The sequence below is a fragment of the Nocardia sp. NPDC041819 genome (assembly GCF_055590505.1).
This window is the reverse complement of sequence record NZ_JBVJAP010000005.1, coordinates 146506-168168: the sequence shown is the minus strand read 5'-3', so window position 1 is coordinate 168168 and position 21663 is coordinate 146506. Positions and strand designations below refer to the sequence as shown.

18 protein-coding genes are annotated in these 21663 nt (G+C 69.0%); 5 read left to right on the top strand and 13 right to left on the bottom strand.

Annotated elements, in window-relative coordinates; genetic code table 11:
• Nucleotides 1–5 precede the first annotated feature (5 nt).
• The 5 genes from ACZ6DL_RS17705 to ACZ6DL_RS17685 form a co-directional block, all read right to left on the bottom strand.
• The gene (locus ACZ6DL_RS17705) at nucleotides 6–380 is read right to left on the bottom strand and encodes a DUF742 domain-containing protein (RefSeq protein WP_040872146.1); all 375 of its coding nucleotides are present in this window, start codon (nucleotides 378–380) and stop codon (nucleotides 6–8) included.
• Complete coding sequence (locus ACZ6DL_RS17700) at nucleotides 377–793, bottom strand: roadblock/LC7 domain-containing protein (RefSeq protein ID WP_040872147.1); 417 nt, start codon at nucleotides 791–793, stop codon at nucleotides 377–379. The genes ACZ6DL_RS17705 and ACZ6DL_RS17700 overlap by 4 nt, the downstream gene beginning before the upstream one ends.
• 32 nt (nucleotides 794–825) lie before the next feature.
• Nucleotides 826–3174, bottom strand: a complete 2349-nt coding sequence (locus ACZ6DL_RS17695; RefSeq protein ID WP_466052283.1) for a sensor histidine kinase — start codon at nucleotides 3172–3174, stop codon at nucleotides 826–828.
• Between the two features lie 619 nt (nucleotides 3175–3793).
• On the bottom strand, nucleotides 3794–5575 hold the full coding sequence (locus tag ACZ6DL_RS17690) for a 3-deoxy-7-phosphoheptulonate synthase (RefSeq protein ID WP_466052281.1): 1782 nt from the start codon (nucleotides 5573–5575) through the stop codon (nucleotides 3794–3796).
• A gap of 49 nt (nucleotides 5576–5624) precedes the next feature.
• Nucleotides 5625–7100 (bottom strand): NAD(P)/FAD-dependent oxidoreductase, encoded by a 1476-nt coding sequence (locus tag ACZ6DL_RS17685; RefSeq protein ID WP_466052279.1) that lies wholly within the window; start codon nucleotides 7098–7100, stop codon nucleotides 5625–5627.
• A gap of 1235 nt (nucleotides 7101–8335) precedes the next feature.
• Here ACZ6DL_RS17685 and ACZ6DL_RS17680 point away from each other — a divergent pair.
• On the top strand, nucleotides 8336–8941 hold the full coding sequence (locus ACZ6DL_RS17680) for an STAS domain-containing protein (protein WP_466052277.1): 606 nt from the start codon (nucleotides 8336–8338) through the stop codon (nucleotides 8939–8941).
• Nucleotides 8942–9158: 217 nt separating this feature from the next.
• On the opposite strand, the gene ACZ6DL_RS17675 is transcribed toward ACZ6DL_RS17680, so the two are convergent.
• The gene (locus tag ACZ6DL_RS17675; protein WP_466052275.1) at nucleotides 9159–9815 is read right to left on the bottom strand and encodes a TetR/AcrR family transcriptional regulator; all 657 of its coding nucleotides are present in this window, start codon (nucleotides 9813–9815) and stop codon (nucleotides 9159–9161) included.
• 198 nt (nucleotides 9816–10013) lie between these two features.
• Between ACZ6DL_RS17675 and ACZ6DL_RS17670 the strand changes: the two genes are divergently transcribed.
• Nucleotides 10014–10472, top strand: coding sequence for an SRPBCC family protein (locus ACZ6DL_RS17670; protein WP_466052273.1), 459 nt, complete (start codon nucleotides 10014–10016; stop codon nucleotides 10470–10472).
• Between the two features lie 133 nt (nucleotides 10473–10605).
• On the top strand, nucleotides 10606–12138 hold the full coding sequence (locus ACZ6DL_RS17665) for an FAD-dependent oxidoreductase (RefSeq protein WP_466052271.1): 1533 nt from the start codon (nucleotides 10606–10608) through the stop codon (nucleotides 12136–12138).
• Here ACZ6DL_RS17665 and ACZ6DL_RS17660 read toward each other — a convergent pair.
• The 5 genes from ACZ6DL_RS17660 to ACZ6DL_RS17640 all read right to left on the bottom strand — a co-directional run bounded on the left by ACZ6DL_RS17660 (nucleotide 12127) and on the right by ACZ6DL_RS17640 (nucleotide 17330).
• Nucleotides 12127–12687 (bottom strand): hypothetical protein, encoded by a 561-nt coding sequence (locus ACZ6DL_RS17660; RefSeq protein ID WP_466052269.1) that lies wholly within the window; start codon nucleotides 12685–12687, stop codon nucleotides 12127–12129. The genes ACZ6DL_RS17665 and ACZ6DL_RS17660 overlap by 12 nt on opposite strands.
• Nucleotides 12688–13197: 510 nt before the next feature.
• Entirely contained in the window at nucleotides 13198–14121 is a 924-nt protein-coding gene (locus tag ACZ6DL_RS17655) for a hypothetical protein (RefSeq protein ID WP_466052268.1), read from the bottom strand.
• Nucleotides 14121–15407 (bottom strand): hypothetical protein, encoded by a 1287-nt coding sequence (locus ACZ6DL_RS17650; protein ID WP_466052266.1) that lies wholly within the window; start codon nucleotides 15405–15407, stop codon nucleotides 14121–14123. Before ACZ6DL_RS17650 ends, ACZ6DL_RS17655 begins: the two co-directional genes overlap by 1 nt.
• Before the next feature lie 86 nt (nucleotides 15408–15493).
• Nucleotides 15494–16717 carry an oxygenase MpaB family protein gene (locus ACZ6DL_RS17645; RefSeq protein ID WP_466052264.1) on the bottom strand — a complete coding sequence of 408 codons (1224 nt, stop codon included), beginning with the start codon at nucleotides 16715–16717 and terminating at the stop codon, nucleotides 15494–15496.
• Entirely contained in the window at nucleotides 16668–17330 is a 663-nt protein-coding gene (locus ACZ6DL_RS17640; RefSeq protein ID WP_466052262.1) for a TetR/AcrR family transcriptional regulator, read from the bottom strand. The genes ACZ6DL_RS17645 and ACZ6DL_RS17640 overlap by 50 nt, the downstream gene beginning before the upstream one ends.
• Before the next feature lie 109 nt (nucleotides 17331–17439).
• Between ACZ6DL_RS17640 and ACZ6DL_RS17635 the strand changes: the two genes are divergently transcribed.
• Nucleotides 17440–18027 carry an LppA family lipoprotein gene (locus ACZ6DL_RS17635; RefSeq protein WP_466052260.1) on the top strand — a complete coding sequence of 196 codons (588 nt, stop codon included), beginning with the start codon at nucleotides 17440–17442 and terminating at the stop codon, nucleotides 18025–18027.
• Between the two features lie 30 nt (nucleotides 18028–18057).
• Here ACZ6DL_RS17635 and ACZ6DL_RS17630 read toward each other — a convergent pair whose 3' ends face one another.
• Nucleotides 18058–18993 carry a GlxA family transcriptional regulator gene (locus tag ACZ6DL_RS17630; protein WP_466052258.1) on the bottom strand — a complete coding sequence of 312 codons (936 nt, stop codon included), beginning with the start codon at nucleotides 18991–18993 and terminating at the stop codon, nucleotides 18058–18060.
• A gap of 71 nt (nucleotides 18994–19064) precedes the next feature.
• On the opposite strand from ACZ6DL_RS17630, the gene ACZ6DL_RS17625 reads away from it, so the two are divergent.
• Nucleotides 19065–19400 (top strand): cupin domain-containing protein, encoded by a 336-nt coding sequence (locus ACZ6DL_RS17625; protein WP_040872161.1) that lies wholly within the window; start codon nucleotides 19065–19067, stop codon nucleotides 19398–19400.
• Here ACZ6DL_RS17625 and helR read toward each other — a convergent pair.
• Nucleotides 19385–21607, bottom strand: a complete 2223-nt coding sequence (gene helR / locus ACZ6DL_RS17620; RefSeq protein WP_466052684.1) for an RNA polymerase recycling motor ATPase HelR — start codon at nucleotides 21605–21607, stop codon at nucleotides 19385–19387. The two genes, ACZ6DL_RS17625 and helR, sit on opposite strands and share 16 nt — an antisense overlap.
• Nucleotides 21608–21663: the final 56 nt, after the last annotated feature.

Here is a 21663-nt window from a genome sequence, read left to right as displayed (position 1 = left end):
GTCGGTCAGAGCGCGCGGATGCCGTCGAGCACCGCGCGCAGGAGGCCGAGATCCGACTCCGGTCCCGTCGCGGTCGGGGCCGACCGGCAGATCAGCCTGCCGTCGTCGAGCAGGTCGCCGATTAGGACCTTCGTCATCGTCAGCGGCAGGCGCAGTCGCGCGGATACCTCGGCCACCGACTGCGGAGTGCGGCACAACTCCACGATCGCCGCGTATTCGGGTTCGGTGCGCCGTAGCGCGGAGCCGGGCGCGCCGTCGACCACCAGGGTGACCAAGTTCAGTTCCCGGCGCACGGCACGACCCCGGCCGCGGGTGATGGCGAAGAGCCGGACCAGCGGACCGGCGTCTTCCTCGTACCAGGGATCGTGCTGATAGCTCATGGCCGTGTCGAAGCGGGTGGGTGCGGGCGCGTATCGACCGACAGGTGGGTTCCGACTCGCTGCACCGTCTGATTCATCTCGTAGGCCACCATACCCATATCGGCGGTCTCGGACGCCATCAGCGCCAGGCACGCGTTGGCCCCCGCCGTGGTGACGAACAGCACCGCGCGATCGAGTTCCACCACCGTCTGGCAGACGCCACCGGCGTCGAAATGGTGGCCCACGCTGCGGGACAAGCTGTGCAGTGCCGATGCCATCGCGCAGAATCGCTCGGCGTCGGCCTTGTCCAGCTGAGCCGAATGGCCGATCAGCAGCCCGTCCGAGGACAGCAGGACCGCGGACTGGGCTCCGACGAGTCCGGCGACCAGCTCGTCGAGCAGCCAACCGAGGCCGGTTCCCTGGGAAGTAGTCATCGTCGCCTTCTGAATGTGTATGGAATTGCGGACTAGTCGAGGTCGGGACGCTTCCGGCGTCCCTGGCGGGTCCCGCTCTCGATGGCACTCATCAGATTGCGTGCTTCATCGGCGGTCCGTTGCCGTGCCGGTGCCGCGGCGGGCGGCGCCGACTGCTCGTCGGGAGACTGGCGGCGGCGGCGCGGCAACGGCGGCCTGCCATCCGGAGCGGGCTCGGTGTGCGGTGCGGGCTCGGTGTGCGGTGCGGGTCCGGAGTCGAATCCGCGACCGCCGTCGGTGTGCGGGCCCTGCGCCCAGGACTGCTCGGAGGACGAGGTGAACCACGCGGACCGTCCCGGGACCGGTGCGGGCTGAGGGGGCGCCTGCTCCGGCGCCGGAGTCTGTACGGGCTCGATACGGTCACCGTCGTTGTGGTCGGGTGGCTGCGTCCCCGACTGCAGAAGCGCGTTGGGAATCAGCACCACCGCTCGCACGCCGCCGTAGACCGATTCACCCAGACGCACCGAGACGCCGTGACGGTGGGCCAGTTTCGCGACCACGAACAACCCCAGCCGGGTGTCGCTGGACAGGGACACCACACTGAAATCGGGCGGGTTGGACAGCAACTCGTTACGCGCGGCGAAGTCGGCCTCCGACATGCCGAGGCCTTGGTCGATGATCTCGACCGCCACACCGCGCCCGACGATGACGCCGGACACTTCGACCCGCGCCTGCGGGGGTGAGAAGGCCGTCGCGTTGTCCATCAGCTCGGCCATCAAGTGGATCAGGTCGGCTACGGCGTTGCTCGACACCTGGGACTCCGGCAGCCTGCCGGTCTGAATGCTGGCGTAGTCGAGGCTTTCCGCGACGGCGGCGCGGACCAGGTCGAGCAGCGGCACCGGCTTGCGCCAGCGCCTGCCCGGTTTCTCGCCACCGAGGATGATGAGGTTCTCCGCGTTGCGCCGCGCCCGCGTCGCCAGGTGGTCGAGCTGGAACAGCAGCTCGAGCTGGTCGGCGTTCTCCTCCTGGCGCTCGGCCTGATCGAGCAGGGCGAGCTGGCGATGCACCACGACCTGGCTGCGATGGGCGATATTGAGGAACACCGCGTTGACGCCCGCCCTGGTCTTCGCTTCCGCGACCGCGGCCGACACGGCCGCGACATGGGCGCGGTTGAAGGCGTCGGCCACCTGGCCCAATTCGTCCGTACCGAAATCGAGCCGCGCCAATTCGGTCTCGGAGTCGAGGCTCTCGCCGCGACCGAGTCGTTGCATGACTTCGGGCAACTGCTGGTCGGCCAGTTCCAGGGTGTCGCGCCGCAGTCGCCGCATTCGTGCGATGAATCGGTTGGCCAGCACCAGCGCCGCGAGGAAGGCGAGCGTCGCGACCAGCAGCACCGCCGCGCCGCCCAGCATGGACTGCTGCGCGGTCCGGTCGCCGCGCTCGCGTGCGATGGCGTGCGCGTCGCGGCTCTGGTCGTCCCACAGCTTCAACAGGTTCGTCCCGACCTGGCCGGAAGCCTCCTGCCATGCCGCGACAGTCATGGGCAACGGCTCGCTTCGCGAGGTCGAGCGGCCGCTCTGGGTTCTGCCGGTGCCCTCGCGAGTGGACTCGTCGAAGTCGGTACCCGCCTCCACCGGCCCCCGCAGCAGCACCGCGTCCTGCATCGCGATCACTTTCCGATAGGCCGGTCCACCGGTGATCTCCTGGAGTTGAGCCAGGCGCTTGCCCTTCAGGACGCGGCTGGCGTAGGCCACCTGACCACGGAATTCCCCGAGCAATCGGCTGAATTCGGTGAACTGCTCGGGAGTGTGCTCGCCGACGGTCACCGCCACCGCGCCCAGGGTGTCCGCCATGGACAACGCTTCAGCCGCGCGCAGGGGCTCGACGCCGTAGCTCAGCTCCATGGCGATGTCGGCTTCCGGCGCCACCCGCGCGGCGAGCGTCGAGGCGGCGATGATCGTGCCGATGACCCCGCTGAAGACTTCGAACACCTCCTTCGGCGGAGCCTGCCGACTGTCGACCCCGCCGCGCAGCGTCGGAACCAGCGCGAACAGCTTGTTGTAGCCTTCGATGTCGGAGGCGGACCCGCCGGGATTCAGTTTGCGGGCGGCATCGCCTTTGGCGATCACCGCCGCCAGCGCCGCGTCCGAGCGTTGGCGCGCGGCGGTGAGCCCGCCGACGATTTCGGTGTCACCGGCCAGATACAACAGCGACAAGCGCCGCTCCTCCTGGAACGACTGCACCATGAGAATGGCCGGCGTGGTCGTACTGCTGGCCAGCTCCGCCCATTCCTTCGCTGCCCGGGCGGAGTGCACCAGGTAGCCCGCCGCACCCACACCGATCGTGAGAAGCGTGACGCTCGATATGAGGACGATCGCCAGCAATCGTACCCGGACACCCACTCGACCACGGACATCACGCTGGCTCGACCGAACCACTCCCACAGCGGATTCGCGTAGCTCAGACCACTTGCTCACGGCTTGAAATGCCTACCTCTGACACGGCCCCGCCCGGCCCGGGCGGCACCTGACCTGTACCCGACCGAAGAATAACGAAAGTGTAGCGGTTCGATCGCGAATCGTATGGTTTTGTGACACTAGACAAGTGAACGGCAATTATTCCTGAATTTCGCTGTGCATGCTGTAGGACGACTCGAACCGCCCGTGAGCGGCAACCGCCCGGTCAGGGGGCGTGGCAAGCGGGGCTGGCAGGATCGCAGCCGTTCGATTCAGAGCGGTTCCCTATTGTTAAATTATCGCCGGTTCTGGTGGTAATTCCGTCAGCGGGCTCGGCGACGCCCGCATGACGGCCGAGCCGCCTGCCGAGTTCGGCGCGGAAAACACACTTACCCGCGCCGATCCAACCGGGCGATGATATAGCGTCGGTGGGGAATTCGAGTTCCCGCCACTGGTGACGATCCGCCGTACGATCGGTTCCCCGGAACTCGGCCTTCCGTCGGCCGGGCAGCGGATCCTCGGGCATCGGCGCGCCCGGCGGAGCGCCGCTACCGCGTCACGGGAATCAGGTGGCCCGCAGCTCGAGGGCGGCGATGACACAGTGCAGGATCTCCGCGGGATCCAAGCCCGGGGCGCGACGACTTCGGCGGTCCGCGGGAAACTTGCCGGTTTCCCGGTCACTCCGCGCGTCGATGACGGCCTCGGGACGGTACGCGAGATGCAGGCCGCCGGGAACGGTGCCGGTCGCCCGGCAGGCTCGGAAGAACGCGTGGATCGCGTCGATGACGCCGTCGATGCGAAGGGTCGCGGGGCCGTGCCTCGTCCGCCTGTCCGGCGTCGGATCGCCCACCCAGCAGACCGGGGTCTCGCACGCGGCGGCCGCGGCGAACAACGCCGGAAGCGTGTCGAGGGTGCGGGCGACGCCGAGCCGAGGCACGAGCGTGAGCCTGCCCGGCAGCCGCTGCGGATTCAGCGCCCGGCACAGGCGCTCGACATCGTGCGGGGTGGTCGTGGGACCGAGTGCTACCGCGACGGGATTGCCGACACTCGCGGCGAACCGCACCCGGTCCCGCGCGGGATTGCCGATCCACACCAGGTGTGCCGAACGATCCCACCACAGCCCGTCCGGTCCCGGACGAGTCGATGCGGCGGCGTTCGGCAGTGTGGGCTCGCGCGAGATACGCCGCGGCGCAATCGAAGTGTGCAGTTCGTGAGCACCCGGCGGGGCGACCGCGGCGATGGGCAACAGTCCGCCGACCGTGCGGAGCAGATCGCGTCGCACCGCCTCGCGACACCGATCCGCCGCCCGGTGCAGCGTGCTCACGCACAGCGTGAGCGGCAGGCGGTCACCGGGCCACTCGCCGAGCGCCCCGGCGGCTCGAGAGTATCCGGGCTGCCGCCTGGGCGCTCGTTCAATGGTGACGGCCGCTTCTCCCAGCACATGGGCCATGACCGCCGCTGCGGCGTGCGTCAGCGCCCGGCGGTCGGCGACCGCGGCTTCGCCCCCTGACGATGTACCGTCGCGCCCGCCGAGGTGCAGCACGAAACCCTCGCCGCGGGCCACCTTCGCCAAACTGGTTGTGAGCGAGTTACATTCGTCCGGGTGCACCAATGTTGGCATCGGCCGCGAACGCCGCGCGCCCTTCGGTGAGGTTGCGGATACCTCGCCGTGCCGCACGCTGCCCCGGAGATCGTGCGTGGGGAACAGTTGTCTCGGAATTCCGGGCGATGCCGCCCGCACGAGCACCGGTTCGTCGGCCCAAGGCCGATCGTCGCCGGTCGTGGCGGTGAAATCGGAGGGAATGACATCGGGATTGAACGATTCCCGGATATAACAGAGTGGCTGGTCTCCGAGCAGCATGACGTACGCGCGCGCCGCGCACACCCGACCGTCGGGCCACGTCGTCACGCCGGTGCGCAAGAGGTGCCGCCGCTGGGATACCCCACGGGAGATCAGGCCGGACCCGATCGGCGTCCCGACATCGTCCAACCCCGAAGCGGCCGCGCCCGAGCGCCCGGCGACGACGTAGTTGACGGACGCGGTGACCAAGTCGGCGTTGACCAGGCAGGAGTGACGCACGAGGACGCGATCGGTACCGGACACGCGCAGGGCATCGGTGACTGCGTTCGGCAGCAGCCCGGCCGCGACAGCGTCTTGGCGCAACACCCGCACGTGCAGGTCGGTGCCCAATATCGCGGAGAGGGCGGGCGTGGTGAATCCGTCGCTCGCCAGCAGCATCCTGGTCAGAGGGTGGCCGAATCGCCTTATTTCGCTGTGGTTTCGGAAACCCGAACCACCGGGCGGGCAATCACCCGGTGGTTCGGGGCCGGTGTGCGTGATCGTCACGACCGGCTCCGTGCACTGACTATCACGAGAGATCCGTACGAGACCGGCGCTAGAGAATGGGCGCACCGGCTGTGGTCGGTGGGAGTACGGGCCGGGCCACGGCTTCGATTTCCTCGTCCGTCCTGGGCCGATCCGTCAGGCCGAGCACCGGTTCGGTGGTGATTCGCAGCACGCCGGTGGTGGTGTCGGCCAAGGGGTCGCGCCAGTGATCCCACACCACGGACATGTCGAGGTGACCCATGTATTCGAGATTCGCCGACTCCGCGTGGAGATGTTCGGCCGCGGAGATGATGGTTTCGGTCGCGGTGCGCTGTTGCGCTCCCGACGACTCGTCCATGTCGGTCAGGCCCGCCATGATCTCGGTGAACTGGGCCTGCTTCGTGTCGCCGCTGTGCCCGGTGGTGAGCGTGCCCGCATGCGCGAAGTATTCCTCCGAGCCGACGTACTGCTCGTACATGCGCGAGACCAGGACCAGGAATCGCGTGTAGGCCCGGCGATAGGCGTGCTCGTAGAAGGCCAGAGCCTCCGACTCGCCCAGTTCGCCGCGTGCGACCGTCGCGATCGCCGCGGCGGCGACCAGTCCCGAGTACGTCGCCAGATGCACGCCGCTGGACAGCAGCGGATCGAGGAAGCAAGCCGCGTCGCCGACGACGACCCAGCCCGGGCCACTGAACCGGTCGGAGGTGTAGGAGTAGTCCTGCTCCGCCTTGACCCCCGCGACCTGCCGCGCGCCCGCGAGCAGCTTGCCCATCGCCGCGCTCTCGCCGATGGTCTCCAGGTAGTACGCCTCTCGGCCTTGTTCCCGAAGCTTCGGCGCGGCGGTGCGCGCGGAAACGACGTAGCCGACGCTGTGGCGGCCGTCGGAGAGCGGAATGTTCCAGAACCAGCCGCCCTCGGGCGTGGACACCACATTGATCGCACCCTCCGGGCTGTCCGGATGTAGGTGCGCGCCTTCCCAATACGACCAAACGGCCACGTTGCGGAAGGCCGGGTGCTGCTGGCGATCCACGACTTGATGTTTGGCCAGCACGCCGGCTCGTCCGGACGCGTCGACGAGGAAATCGATCCCGGTGGTGTGGATCCGGTCGTCACCCTCGACGGTCCACTCGACGGCCGTCGGCCGCTCGCCCTCGAACAGGACGTTGGTGACCGTCGCCCGCTCGATCACCTCCGCGCCCTGCTCCGCTGCGTTGCGCAGCAGCAGTTCGTCGAAGACGTCGCGCTCGACCTGCCACGACCAGGCTTCCGCGTCCACCAGCTTGGACCAGTCCAGCAACCAGTCGTCGTTCTGCCACTGGAAGTGGCCTCCGCGTTTGACCTGGAAGCCGTGCGCGGCCACCGCGTCGTAGGCGCCGGAGAGACGCAGGGTCGACAGCACCGACGCCAACAGGCTCTCGCCGATGTGATAGCGCGGGAACTTATCTCGTTCCAGGAGGGTCACCCGTACCCCCGACTTGGCGAGCAGGGCTGCGGTGGTGGACCCGGCCGGGCCGCCTCCGATGACCAGAACGTGCGGATTGTCCATAGCGAACTCCCTGGAACTGCCGACAACGGAACGTGCACGCACTTCAGTGGCGGAGAACTCCGGGCGACCCCACGGTCTTGGGTGAGCCAGGAAGTATATTGCCGCTGGTTAGCTAGGCTAACGGTGCACGATCTGAGTGTAGCAATTGATAGCGAAACTGCAAGATATGCAACGCATTTGACAACCTCCAGCAGATCGGCATTCGGATTGCTCCAGGGATGCCAAAATCCCCGCACGGGGCCTCTCTGCCGATTCGCTGTCACTCGGCCCGACCGGTGGCGCCCAACAGATCGGGTGCCGGGGTCGGCGTGAAAATCGTTGCGGGGAAGACTGTTTCGCGGCCGATACGAGTATGCCGCTGATATTGGGGGATGTCTGGGGTAGGCGGGGGCGGCGCACCTCGTATGGTCATCACCCCGCTCTCCCTACGGATTCAGGATACGGGGGACGGTCCGGCCGCACGAGCCGTTCACCCAGAGTTACCTCGCCCGTGGGCTCGTCGCGGTGCCGGCCAACTCCGGGCGACGGCCCGGCTGGGTGGATCACGTTGCGGCGCGGTTAATTTGCCGGACTGTGTGACCTGCGCAGTAAGGAATTTGGAGGTGTCGGTGGATGTGACACTCGGGCAGGCTCTTTCGGTGCCTGTGGTGGAAGTCGTATCCGCACTGCTCCTCGAAAACCGACAAGGGCTCGCGTGGTAGCGGTGCGCTGGGTGTTCTTCGAGACGGTCGCGAACGGCGACAGTCGATGGACGAATTCGTCTTCTCAGCCGATCGAGGTCACGCCCGATCTTCCTCGGCGGCGTCCTGAGCGGGGGTCGACGGGAAAGGATCGGGTCGCCATCGCCACGACGAAGATGCCGCGGTGATCATCGATGGTCGGTGGCTGCGGTGCTCGCGCCGGTCGCGGCTCCGTCGCGCCATACGATCGGTAGCTGCGTTCGACGGTGCCTTCCGGCCGCTGCGCCGCGCCTCAGGGCGTGCGGGCTTCCGGGGCGCGGACATTGCCGCCCGTCCTGGCACGTGATCTCGAATCGACCCGGACGACCAGGCGCGGAGAACGGAACTGGAGCGAATGGATCTCGTTTTCATTTCGGGCCGGGCAATTCGTCCGGTTCGCGCGCCGGCCCCGGCTGTGCGTGGTAGGACGGTGGTCCGGATGTGTCTTCAGAAGTGCAGGACGATCTGGCTTCGGAGCGCGCCGCGTGGGTGTGCTCGGATCGAATCGGGAGCGTCATGGAGTCTCCAGCCGAACACCGCCCGTCCGACCTCGAGCGGGCGCCCGCATCGAACAAGAACGCCGATCCGCGGACGCGGTTTTCCAGCAGTCTGCGAAGGCAGGGCCCGGCGGTGGTGATGTCGACGCGGGGCACGGCCGACGCGTTCACCCTGGCCGTGTGGTGCCAGGACATCCGCCGCGCGATCGAATGCGCGGAGGCTTCCTCCTGCGGCTTGGTCGTCGACACGACCAAGCTCGAGTTCCTGTCCTGTCGCGCGCTGGTGACACTGGCCCGCGAAGCCGTCCGCTGCCGTGGCCACGCCACCGCGGTGAGCCTGGTCAGCCCGAGCCCGACAATCGCCAAGATCGCTTCCGCCGACCCGCTGATCGCACGGTTGCCGGTCCACTCGACCGTTGTCAGCGCCCTCACCGCCCTCCGGCTGCATCCACCCCGCCGAGGGCTACCGCGAACCGCGCGGCCCACCGCGCCGTCGAAGGCAGGTGCGTTGGGAGCCGCCTTCCGGAATTCGGGCAAGACGGCGATGCGGCCGGGGTCGGCGTCGAGAATCGCCCCGGACGACACTGCCGGTGCCCAATGGGGGCCGTGGCTGCCGGACTCGTGAGTGATCGACCAGCCGTCGAACCCGCGCTATCGCAGCGTGATCGATCCGTCCGCCGTGCCACACACTTCAGGAGGCTCGGCGGACCATATTCGCGAAAGCCGGACGGTGGTACGGGTCGGCAGCGCCCGACAGCCTCTGCTGTCGGCCGGTGATCAGTGCATGCCTACGGCGCTCTCGGTGGGCCGGTCGCATTTCCCGGCGCGAACCAGCGCCGGGCTCACCGGTTTTCCGGCGCCTCGTAGGCGCGCAGGAAGGTGTCGACCGCCGCCGTGGCGACCGCGTGCATCTCGGCGGTGGGGACCTTGCGGGTGCCCAGCCGCGAGCGGCCCTCCATCGGGGCGGTGATCAGCACGAGGAACTGTTCCGCTGCGGTCGCCGGGTCACACGCGCGCAATCGGCCGGACAGCGCCAGGCGCGCCAACCGGTCGGCCAGCGCTTCGGCCAGCCGGTCGGACGTGCGGCTCACGACGATGTCGATCAGATCGGGGAACTGCGCCACCTGGCTGTAGGTCAGCCATCGCAGCGATCGTGACCGCTCGGCGCAGCACACCCGGATCAGCCGGTAGGCGAGATCCTCCAGAGCAGCGCGCAAGTCGGGGCCGGGGTTGCGCAACCGATCCACCACGGACAGGTTCTCGGCCAGCACCGCGTCGCTGACGGCCGTCAGCGCGTGCCGGAACAGGGTTTCCTTGTCGTTGAGGTGGTTGTAGATCGTCGGCTTGGCGACGCCGGCCTCCTCGGCGATCTCCTGCACGCACGCCTGCGCGTAGCCCCGGCGCGCGAACACGACGAACGCCGCGTCCAGGATCGCCTGCCGTTTGTCGATCCGCCCGCGCGAAGCCGCCTGTCCGGCCTGCGATGTCACTGCTGCCACTTCCGCAGTGTAACCCGCCCCGAGCTGCGGATTTTCCCCGCCGGTTCAGTTCGGTGAACCCGCATATCGAGCTCATAGCCGCGCCGCTCGGTTTCGGGTGGCTGTAGGCCTGCGCTCGGGCTGACAAACGAGCCGAGTATGTCTACTATGGCCTGTAGTAGATCTGGCTGGGGAGCCGGGAAGTCGGGAGGGGCCACCATGGAGACGATCACCGTCGAACGCACGATCGCCGCGCCTATCGACGCGGTGTTCGACTGGATCAGCAACGCGCACAACTACACTCGCATTCGCTTGGTTCTGCGCGAGCGTCTCGTGGTTCCCGGCCACGAAGCGCCCTATGGCCGCGGTGCGGTTCGCGTCCTGATCTGGGCCGTCGGCTGGTTCTGGGAACGCGTCACCGCCTACGACCCGCCGCACTCGTTCGAATATCACGTCTACCGCAGCATCCCGCCGTCCGAGCACGAGAACGGGCGGGTCGACTTCACCGAGACCGCGGGCGGAACCCGCGTGGTGTGGACCACCAGCGCGCGACTCCGGTTGCCGCTCATCGGCGCCGTTCTCACCCGCCGGATCGTGCGGCCGCTGTTCACCTATGCGTTCGGCCGGGTCCTCGACGCGGCGTCTCGCGACCTCGCCGCGCGATCGGAGATCGGCTGATCCGCACCTCGCCGTGCTAGGCGCGCGGAGTCGCCCGGTGCACGGGGACTCGGTCGCCCTCGCGGTGGACGCCGCCGCGAGACGCAAGTGGCGTGCAAGTGCGGCGCAATGAAGCCGCCGCACAGTGGTTCTCATGAACGAGACACGTGAAGTAGTGGTGGTCGGCGCCGGGCCGGTCGGGCTCATGCTGGCCTGCGAGCTGCGGTTGGGCGGGGTGGACGTGCTGGTGGTGGAGCGCCTCGCGGAGCCGGATCGCACCATCAAGGCGGGTGCGATCAATGTGCCGACCGCCCAGGCCATGTATCGCCGCGGACTACTCCCCGAACTGCGCGCCGAGCAGGAGACCGCACTCGCGCGGTTCGCGCAGTTCCGCCGCGACGGCGGAATGCCGCTGGTCGCCGATGGACGGCGGCCGGCGGCAGGGCATTTCGCGGGCATCATGCTGGACGTGGACGCCATCGACTTCGACGACCCGCGATTCGCCGAACTCGGTCCCGCCGCCGAGGTCTTCCTGGTGGCACAGCAGTCCATCGAGGCGATACTCGCTCGCCGCGCCGCCGACCTCGGCGTGGAGATCCGGCGCGGGACGCAGGTGGTCGGGTTCTCCGACGACGGCGAGGGCGTCACCGTCGATTGCGGAGACCATACGCTGCGCACCGGCTGGCTGGTCGGCTGTGATGGCGGGCGCAGCATCGTGCGCAAACTCGCCGGCTTCGAGTTCCCGGGCGTGGGTCCGGAGATCACCGGCCATCAGGCGATCGTGGACATGACCGGCGCCGAGGACCTTCGAATGGGCTGGAATACGACCCCTTCCGGCATCTACACCTACGGACCCATGCCCGGCCGGGTACTCACGGTCGAACTGGACGGGCCGCCCGCCGACCGCGAAACACCCGTGACGGCGGCCGAACTCCAACAGAGCATCCGCACCGTGTCCGGAGTCCCGGTGGTGGTCACGGCCGTGCATTCGGCCACCCGCTTCACCGACAACACCCGTCAGGTTCCCGACTACCGCAGGGGCCGGGTGCTGCTGGCCGGTGACGCCGCGCACGTGCACTCGCCTTTCGGCGGACAGGGCCTGAACCTCGGGGTCGGTGATGCGGTCAACCTCGGCTGGAAGCTGTCCGGTGTAGTGCGCGGCTGGGCGCCCGAAGGGCTGCTCGACACCTACACCGCCGAACGCCATCCCATCGGCGCATGGGTGCTGGAATGGACGCGAGCGCAGGTCGCGCTGATGCGCACCGATGCCCGCAGCCGCGCCCTGCGCGCCGTCATCGCCGAACTGCTGGCCTCTCGCGACGGTGCGACCGGCGTCTTCGAGAAGATCTCCGGTGTCCAGCACCGCTACGACCTCGGCGGGGGACATCCACTGGTCGGTGCGGCCACTCCCGATATCGAATTGGCCGACGGCACCCGCCTCGGTGCGCATTTCACCGGCGCCGAGGCCGTCCTGCTCGACCTCACCGATTCCGCTGATCTGCGATCCCGAGTTGCGGGATGGTCCGGGCGGGTGCGCGTCGTCACGGCGAAACCCACGCAGCCGCAGAAGCTCTCGGCCCTGTTGGTCCGTCCCGACGGCTGCGTTGCCTGGGCTGCCGACGGCGGCGCCCTGGATGGCCTCGAGGAATCGCTGGGCCGTTGGTTCGGCGCTCGGTCAGCTCAGTAGCCGCTGTTCGAGTTGAGCGAGGACGGATCGGTTGCGCTGGGCATCCAGGGCCAGGGCTGCGGCCCAGACGTGCGCCGAGATGACTCCGGTCTGGACACGGTCGATCCAGTCGTGGATGGTGCTGCGCTGGTCGAGGGTGTCGTCGTCGAAGGTGATCGGTTCGAGTTCGGGCATGTGCACGTAACGCAGCTGGGTGGTTTCCCTGCCGCGGGCGTCGAAAATACTTGCCGCCCAGACTTCCTCGGTGGTGGGCGGTTCGTCCGGCGGTGCGCTGGTAATCGTGTCGGGCTGGTTGTCGATCTCGTGCACGACGGCGTCCGCGGCGGCTCGGTGGGCGAGTCCGAATCCCCACAGGCGGCCGTGCATCCCCGCCATCATCCGCCCGGCGATGTCCAGGATCGGAGAGCCCGCGACCGTGGGGCTGGCATCGGGTGAGAATTCCGCGAAACCCGCCGCGCTCGAGGTGTCGTCGTCCCCGGTGCCGGTGAAACCCCAGATGTGTACGAGGCCGAGGTCGGTACCGGGCGCACTGCTGCGGCGCGAGATCATGGCCGGTAGCAGAGTGTCGATGATGGACCGGGCCGGATATCGGATCGCCGGCACGGTGTCGGATCGACGGATGCTGCTGGAACGCTTGTGATTTCGTCGGCCGGACATAGGCTTCTCCGTCGCGGTGGGGTTTTCGGACAAGGCATCGACCCGGTTGCAGTCAGCGTTGTCAGTGTAGATAGCCCACCGGTGACGTTGTCGGCAACATCGCATACTCGTGCGCGATGAGTGTGGTGAATGCGGAGGGCCTGCTGCCGTCCGTCGTCACCGTGCGGATCGGCGGTCGCGGCCCGCCGAGGGTTGTTCGTCCAGGTCCGCGCAGCAGTCGTCGATGCGTCGAACCGGTTCCGCGGCGCGGAATCCGGCCTCCGCGCGCGGTGCCGGACATCAGGACGCATTGACAAAGCGGGACTGTGCGGCGCTGTCCTCCCAGGGCGGAGAGGTGCAACAGCTCGTGCGCGAGGACGATCGGAAACCGGTCGCTGCCTTCTCGGCCGGGCAGCCGAGCGGTCAGCCGAAGAGCCGGTCGTCGGGCAGCAGGCGGGTGATCGAGAGATCTCGTCGAGCTATTCCGGGCTCGTGCTCGTGGATCGGGCGAATCGCGTCGACTACGTTCACGCATGTCAGATGGTCGGCCGGATGCAGTCCGTCGGTGAACCGGAACCGGACGTTCGCCGTCCCCTTCGCGGTCTCGGTCGTCGTGACCAGCCGGTAGCGCAGAGGCGCTCGGTCCGCGGTGGCCGTGGTCCAGATGGAGCGGTAGCTCAGCCGGGGGCCGAGGTCCCGGTCGACGATCACTTCCCGGATGGTTCCGGAGTCGTCGGTGATCACATCCACCGAGGTGCTCGGGGCCGCGGCGGTATCGGCGGGGCCGGGGAAGACGGCCTCGTGCAGGACGCGGAGTCCGGCTGTGTAATACCCGTCGACAGCGGCGGCGCCGACCGCCGCGGCGTCGGTGTCGTTCGTCGCTATGCCGATGTCGCGCAGGGCGTTCCACGGGTACACCCCGTCCTGCGGAAGGTCGAGTTCCTCGACGAGTTCCAGGCGGCGGATACCGCGGGTGACCTCGGCCAGGGAGCGGACGAGCCGAGCCGGGATCGTGGCCTGGAAGGCGCCGGTCGCGTGGAAGGCCGAATGCCCGGTGCGGCAGGCGTCCAGGAGGTCGGTGAGCGGGGCCCGCCCGTCGAGCGGTGCGGTCGATATCACGTTGTAACCGTCCCGGAGTAGCTGCGGGAGTGCAGCTTTCGGAGCATCGGCGGTGATTTCCGCGAAGTCCGGCACATAGACGACGCACTTCGTGTTCTCGGGCGGTGCCTGCGCGGTCGATATGCGCGCGGCCACCCGGAGGTCGGCTCGTGCGTCGATACGTTCGGCGATCCGTTCGGCGAGCAGGCCGGCGCCGAGCACCGCGACGGGAAGCGTGGGCGAACTCATCAGGACTCCACGAGGTAGTGCGGACGCAGGTCGGGCATCACCACGCCGGGCGGCGCGGCGCACAGTTCGGGAACCACGCCGAGCATCGCGGCGACCGAGATGTCGGTGACGGCGGACCAATCGCCGCTGTAGGCCTCGTCGTCGAGTTCGTTGCGCATCTCGATGTCACCGGGGGTGCCGGCGAGGGTGATCACATGGCCACCGGCCAGGCTGCTGGGATGATCCGGCCCGAGATGGGCGTTGCCCGCCCCGACGTGCCAGCACTCCTCGTTGGTCATGAACAGGCGCTCGCCGATGTAGCCGCGGTAGGTCATATGGATAGCCCCGACGGCGCCCGGTTCGATCACCGTGCCTCCGGCCTGTACCCGGACACGCGCCGGAACGGGGTAGAGGTGTCGTTCGACCCGCACCGCGTCCGGACCTACGCCGTGCAACGCGTGTGCGACGTTGCCGAGCACGGCGTCGAAATAGAAGTGCTGCATCAGACCGATCGCGTGATCGGAGTCCACGGCCGCCAGCGGCATGCCGAATCCGAGACTCTCCAAGCCGCCCCACATACCTTCGGGTGCGGCGGAGAGATCCCCGACTTCCAGGAACCGCACTTCCCGCACCTCGTCGAGCACTCCGGCCAGCCGCAGCAGCACCTGTTCGACCATCAACCCGGGGTGCAGGCCGGTGCCGTGCAGTGAGACGCCACCTGCCAGGCAAGCGGCTTGCAGCCGGCTTCCCGGAGCCCGCCGGGGAATCACCCGGTCCACGACGCCACCCGTCAGCCGCTCCAGACCGGGGCGCAGCGGTCGTGCCGCCGCCGAGTCCACCACGCGCATGCCGAGGCGCAATGCCGCCAGCGCCTTGCGCAATCGCCCCCCGAAGGCATCGCCGGTGACTTTCATCCCGGACACCGTGCGCAGGACCGTGAGCGGCGACCGCGAGGCGGACAGCCAGGTCGGCATGGACGGATTGTGGTAGGAAGCAGCCGAAACCACGTTCTTGCCCGATTCGAGCAGGTCGATGACGTCCTCGTCGGCGCCTTGCACCAGTGCCGGGGTGGTGGGCGTGTGGATGACGCAGTCCGCGTCGAGGGCGAGGATCTCCGCCTTCGACGTGGTCGCCGCGCGGCCCACCGGTGGCAGGCCGACCAGTTCGCCGATGTCCTTGCCGTTCTTGTGCGGGCTGAACACCTTGACCCCGACGACGTCGAAATCGGGTGACTCGAGGGCCGTGCGCAAGGCGCGTCCGCCCATGTCGCCGGGGCCCCAGATGATGAGCCGATAAGGACCTGACACAACCGTCTCCTTGCCGATCGCGAAATTCTCCGACTGGCCGCCCGGGTGGTGCTTCCGGCGGGTTGTCGGGACGCCCGGGTGGGCGATCAGGCGGTTCGTTCCAGTTGCGGTGCGGAGTGGCCGATCGTGGCACTGGTCTCGCCGATCAGGCGTTGCAGGAAGGCTTCCTGCTGCTTGCGGCCGTGGATGGCGGCGCGGTCGAGTCCGCCGGGGGTCAGGTGGGTGTAGGCGGTGCGTACGAGGTTGACGGGGATGCGCAACGCGGGGTACCAGGGCGGGACATAGGCGGGCAGTCCGAGGATCCGCATCGCTTTGGGTCCGAGGAAGGCGCTGCTGACCGACAGGTGCTGGGCGCGGGCGAGGCGGCCTCGCAGACCGGGCAGGTCGGGGTAGGACCAGTGCAGTGGATCGTCGGCCATGGGACGGGCGAGTTGGCGGCTGGTCTCGTCGGGGTTGGTGATGGCGGTCAGGCAGTGGTCGAGGATGGCGATGCCGTCCCGGAAGCCGTTGGGCAGCCAGTGTTCTTCGACGCCGATGAGCCAGCCGACGTAGCGGGTGAGGTGGGCCGCGGCGGCCAGTTCGCGGGGGGAGAGGATCACACCGAGCGCCATGCCGCCGACGACGGGCGCGAGCAGGGCGCCGACCAGGGTGGCGGCCATGTCGGTCTGGTTGATCGGCAGTCCCCACTCGTCGGTGCGCCAGTCGGGCATGGCGGCGACGTGCCTGCGGACCAGGGAATGGATCAGCCGCACATGCAGGGTGGACCGGTAGCCGACACCGTAGCGATCCATGCCGTTCTCGGTGGACACGTCCATCGCCCATTGCAAGGTCTCGGCGAAACGGCGGGCGGGGCCCTTCTCGAGGGCGCCGGTGCGCAGGAGGGTCTTGTTGAACCCGGAGGCCAGGTAGCCGCCGATGAAGGACACGTCGCGTGCGAAATACAGCCCGTCGTTGCCGCCGGAACGGAACACTCGCTCGCCGTCGCGCAACAGGTCCGGGTCGACCCACGCCGGGGTGTCCTCGACGACGGTGAAGAAGTCGCGCAGCGGCGGGGGAGCGCCGGGGATGCTGTCGATGCCCGACGTGAGTGCTCGCTCGAACAACGGCCGCGTGGCGGCCATGCCTTCGGCGTACATCCACTCGACGAGGCGGTCCATCGGCTCGTCACCGACGAGCAGTGATTCACCGAGCAGCCGCCAGCGCTGCGGGGAGGGTTTCCCGATGCACAGCAGGGCGGCGAACGGGCCGAGACCGGGTGCTTTACGGGGCCGGTCGGGGTGCCGTGCCGGGATGGTCGCGGACGTGGTCATGGGTGGGCTCCTCGTCGGGGCGGGTGATGCCGTGCTTCATCAACGGCACGATGGTGGTTCGGACAAAGGCGCGGGCATGGGCGTCGTCGGTGAAGTCGACGCTGCCGCCGCCGGGGGTGAGCATCAGCGAGTGGGCGAGGCGGGCGACGAGTTCGGCGACCGGGCGCGGGTCGTAGTCGTCGACGAGGCCCGCGGCCTGGGCGTTGGTGAGCATGCCGACGATGTACTCGATTCCGATGGACACCAGGCGTTCGCCCTGCACGGTGGAAAAGCGCAACGCCTCCTCGGGCGCGACCCGCAGCACTTGGGTGACCAGCCGGTGGATGCGGGTCTGCAGCAGGACGTACAGCATCGTTTCCTCGATCTGGGCGTCCACGTCGGGGGTGGTGGTCGCGATCGCGGTGACCTCGGCGAGCATGCGGCGGGTCTCACGCGCGAGTACCGCCTCGATCAGGTTGTCCTTGCCCGCGAACCGGCGATGGATGGTGATCCGGCTGAGCCCGGCCCTGCGGGCGATGTCCTCGAGGCTGGCCCGGCGGATCCCGACCTGGAGGATGCGTTCCAGCGCGGCGTCCATGATCCTCTCGTCGACGCCGTCGCTGCCCTCGGTCATGATGCAAAAGTACAAAGATTGTTTCATTGAGTCAATGGATCGCGAGAGAATACGATTACGGCAAAAGCGCGCTCACGATGTGTGGCCGCGGGGACGGCGGGAGGCGACGATGACCGGACTGCGCAGGTCGGCCGTCGCACTGCGCTGGTCCGCCGCACTCGCGGTGGTGGTTTCGACGGGCGGATGCGCCACCCTGCTCGGTGAGCCGGCCCCGCCGCCGTCGGCCGAGGAGATCGCAACGGCGACAGCCGAATTGGCCGCCTTGCCGTCTTCGGAGGTAACGGAGCAGCAGGTGGCGGCGGTGGTCGAGCAGATCGCGGCCGCTGCCTCGGCGATCGAACCGGCGCTGCGGTGGACCCGCAGCGAGGAGCGAGCTCTGGGCCCTTGTTACGGCCCCTATGAGCACACCGGCGGCAGGCGAGTCGTCCTGCCGCGCTACCGAGCCGACGGCTCGCTGCCCGAAGGAGCGTGGCCGGGGTTTCAGGAGACGGCCCGCGCGCTGGCCGCGTCGGTGGGTGCGACGGATATCCTGCCCGGCGACAGTTCCTCGCCGGACCGGCACGTCACGTTCGAGGGGGCCGATGGCGCGGAATGGGACAGCAACACCGAGCTGTCGGTCTTCGCCGACACCCGGTCGATGACGATCACCGCGACCGTGGGCTGCCGGCTGCCCGCGAGCGAGCGCCCGGCTGGGTGAGGCTGCCTCCACCGCGCCGTCCGCGGGGTTCTACGGGCTTCGGAACGCGCGCCGGTAGGCGCCCGGGGTGGTGCCCACCTGGGCGCGGAAGCGGCGGCGCAGATTCACCGCCGAGGTGAGGCCGACGCGCGCCGCGATCGCCTCCACCGGCAGGTCGGTTTCCTCCAGCAGGAGGCGCGCCTCGGCCACCCGGCGCGACAGCAGCCATGCGCCCGGGCTCGTGCCGAGCTGTTCGGCGAAGCGCCGGGCAAGCGTGCGGGGCGAGACGCTGAGATGCGCGGCCAGATCGCCCACCGACAGCGGTGTTGCCAGGCGCGCTCCGGCCCATTCGAGGAGGCCGTCCAGCGCGTCGGCGGGCGGTGGTGGCGGCGCGTACTGTACCTGGCCGCCTTCGCGGTGCGGGGGCATCACCATGTGCCGCGCGATGAGCGCGGCGTGGGCGGCGCCGTGGTCGCGCCGGACCAAGTGCAGGCACAGGTCGATACCCGCGCCCGCACCGGCGCTCGTGGCGACATCGCCGTGGTCCACGTAGAGCACATCCGGTTCCACGCGAACCTCGGGAAACTCCCGTGCCAGCTGGGCGGCGCGGGCCCAGTGCGTTGTCGCCGAACGCCCGTCCAGCAACCCCGTGCGGGCCAGCGCGAACACCCCGGAGCAGATCGTGACGAGCCGCGCCCCGCGAGCGTGCGCCCGCAGCAACGCGCGGCGCACGCGGTCGGGCAGCGGTGCGTCCACCGGCGCCCAGCCGGGGATGAGCACGGTGTCCGCGCAGGCCAGTGCCGAGAGTCCCCGCGACACCGACAGCGCGTAGCCGGACGTCGTCGCGACCGGGCCCGGCGTCTCCGCGCAGACCTCGAACTCGTAGTACTGCGGCACACCGGCCCGCTCGGTCCCGAATACTTCGGCGGCGCAGCCGAGTTCGAACGTCGACTGCACCGGCCGCACCAGGGCCACCACACGATGCATGGCGAAAAAGTACCCTGTGATGACTGACCGGACACTTACCCGGCGTCGCCGCACGCGGCACCGTGGGAGGCATGCATCCCGAGATCCTCGCCCAGGAGGGCTACACCTCCGTCTCCGTCACCGAATCCCCGGTCCGCGAACTCTTCCCCGGCATCCGGCTACGTCACCTCTGGAAAGGCCCCTCCGGAGCACAGGCCAACGTGCTGGAGATGGACCCGGGTACCTCGTGGCCGCGCCGCGATGTCCACGAGCCCGGCCCGGAGGAGGTCTACGTGGTCGCGGGCACGTTCAACGACGGCGCACGCGACTACCCGGCCGGGACCTTTCTGCACGCCCCGGCCGGGTCGTGGCATGTGCCCGCGACCACGACCGGCTGCACGCTGTTCGTCTTCTACCCGGAAGGGTAGGAGTGCGACAGGTCTCCGCTCGGGCGGTAGTGGTTGTGGCCGCCCGCCGCGCCGTATTCGGCCATCCCGGTCAGGGCCCGCGGCAATGGACCCCGGTGCAGGACGCCGAGACGCTGGGTGGCGCGGGTGAGAGCGACGTAGAGCTCGGCCGCTCCGCGTGGTCCTTCGGCGAGGATCCGTTCCGGTTCCACGACCAGGACGGCGTCGTACTCCAGGCCTTTGGTCTCCGACGCCGCCACCGCGCCCGGCACATCCGGCGGCCCGATCACGACGCTGGTACCTTCGCGACCGGCTTCCTCGCGTACGAAAGCCTCGATGGCCGTGGCTGATTCGTGCTGGGTGACCCGCCTGGACCACGGCTGGACGCCGCACGCGCGAACCGACTCCGGCGGTTGCACCCCAGGCGCGAACTCGGCGAGCAGCGCGGCGGCGACGGACATGATCTCGGCCGGGGTGCGGTAGTTCACCGACAGCGATCGATAGGCCCAGCGGCCGGGCACGTACGGCTCGAGCATCGTGTGCCACGAGGTCGCTCCGGCTACCGACCGGCGTTGGGCGAGGTCACCGACCACCGTGAAGGAGTGGCCGGGGCAGCGCCGCATCAGCACTCGCCAGTCCATTTCGGACAGCTCCTGGGCCTCGTCGACCACGACGTGCCGGTAGGTCCAGTCCCGGTCCGCGGCGGCGCGTTCGGCGAGTTCGCGAGTGTCGCGCTCGAGGAAGCGATCGGCCAGATCATGCCCGTAGAGCATGTCCTGGGCCAGCAGGTGGTCCTCGTCGTCCATCAGGTCCTCACGGCTGACGAGGAGGTCCAGCACACCGGCGGCGTACGCGGCCTCGGCCTGCTGTTCCCGCTCTGCCGCGCGGTCGTCCGACTTGTCGCGGCCGAGCAGATCGACCAACTCGTCGAGCAGCGGCACGTCCGATACCGTCCAGGCATCGCCGTCGGTGCGCCACAGGGCCCCATCGGCGCCTGCCGCCGTCAAGCGCTCCGGGGACTCGTACAGCTGCGCCAACAGAGTTTCCGGCGTCAGGATCGGCCAGAGTTCGTCGAGTGCGGCGGTGAACTGGTCGTTGTCCGCGAGTTCGGCGATGAGGTCGGCGCGCAGGTTCTCCCATGCTTCGCGCTCCTCGCGGGTCAGCCAGCCTCGGCCGATCCGGGCTATCGCTCGTTCGGTGAGCACCCAGGTGACGATCTCGCGGAACACCGCGCGGGCCTCGTTGTGCGGCCGGCCGCTCGCGCGCGCTTCCTCCCTGGCCCACTCCGCGGTCTCGGCGTCGATGCGCACCGTGACGTCGGTCAGTTCGATCGGCAGCGGCTGCTCCGGCAGCCGCTGCCGATCGGCCACCGCTGCCGCGAGCACGTCCAGGATCCGCAGCGAGCCTTTGAGCCGGGCGGCCTCCAGGGTGTCCTCGGCGGTGACGCGCAGACCGGGCACGAGGTCGCCGGTGGTCATGAACACGACGTTCGTCTCACCCAGCGACGGTAGAACGCGGCTGATGTGATCGAGGAACGCCGGGTTGGGGCCGACCACGAGCACACCGTTGCGTTCCATCCGCTCCCGCTGGGTGTAGAGCAGGTACGCGACGCGGTGCAGCGCCACCACCGTCTTCCCGGTGCCGGGGCCACCCTCGATCACCAGCACACCGGGGTGGTCGAGCCGGATGATCTCGTCCTGCTCGGCCTGGATCGTCGCCACGATGTCGCGCATGCCGGTACCGCGCGGCGCGTTGACCGCCGCGAGCAACGCCGCGTCGCCTCGCTCGCCACCATCGGGGCGGCCGAGCACCTCGTCGGTGAAATCGACCACTGTGCGCCCGCGAGCATGGAACTGGCGGCGTCTGCGCATGTTCTCCGGGCTGGCGGCGGTGGCGACGTAGAACGCGCGCGCTGCCGGGGCCCGCCAATCGAGCAACAGCGGTTCGTACTCGTTCTCCTCGTCGAAAATGCCGATCCGGCCGATGTAGGAGTGTTCGCCCGAAAGGGTGTCCAACCGGCCGAAACACAGCCCGTTGTCCGCCACGTCCAGCCGCTTCGCCTCCTTGGCCAGCGCGCGCACCTCGACATCACGTTCCATCGGCGTCCCGCCGGTTCCCCGCAACGCCGCGGCGTAGCGACCTCTCACCCGCGCGCGCTCGGCGTCGAGCCGCGTGTAGAGCCCGGCCACGTAGTTGCGCTCGGACCGCAATTCGTCTTCGTACCGAATTTCGCTACTCCCATTTCCGCAGGTTCTGGCCACGGCCAGCGATTCTGCGGCATGAC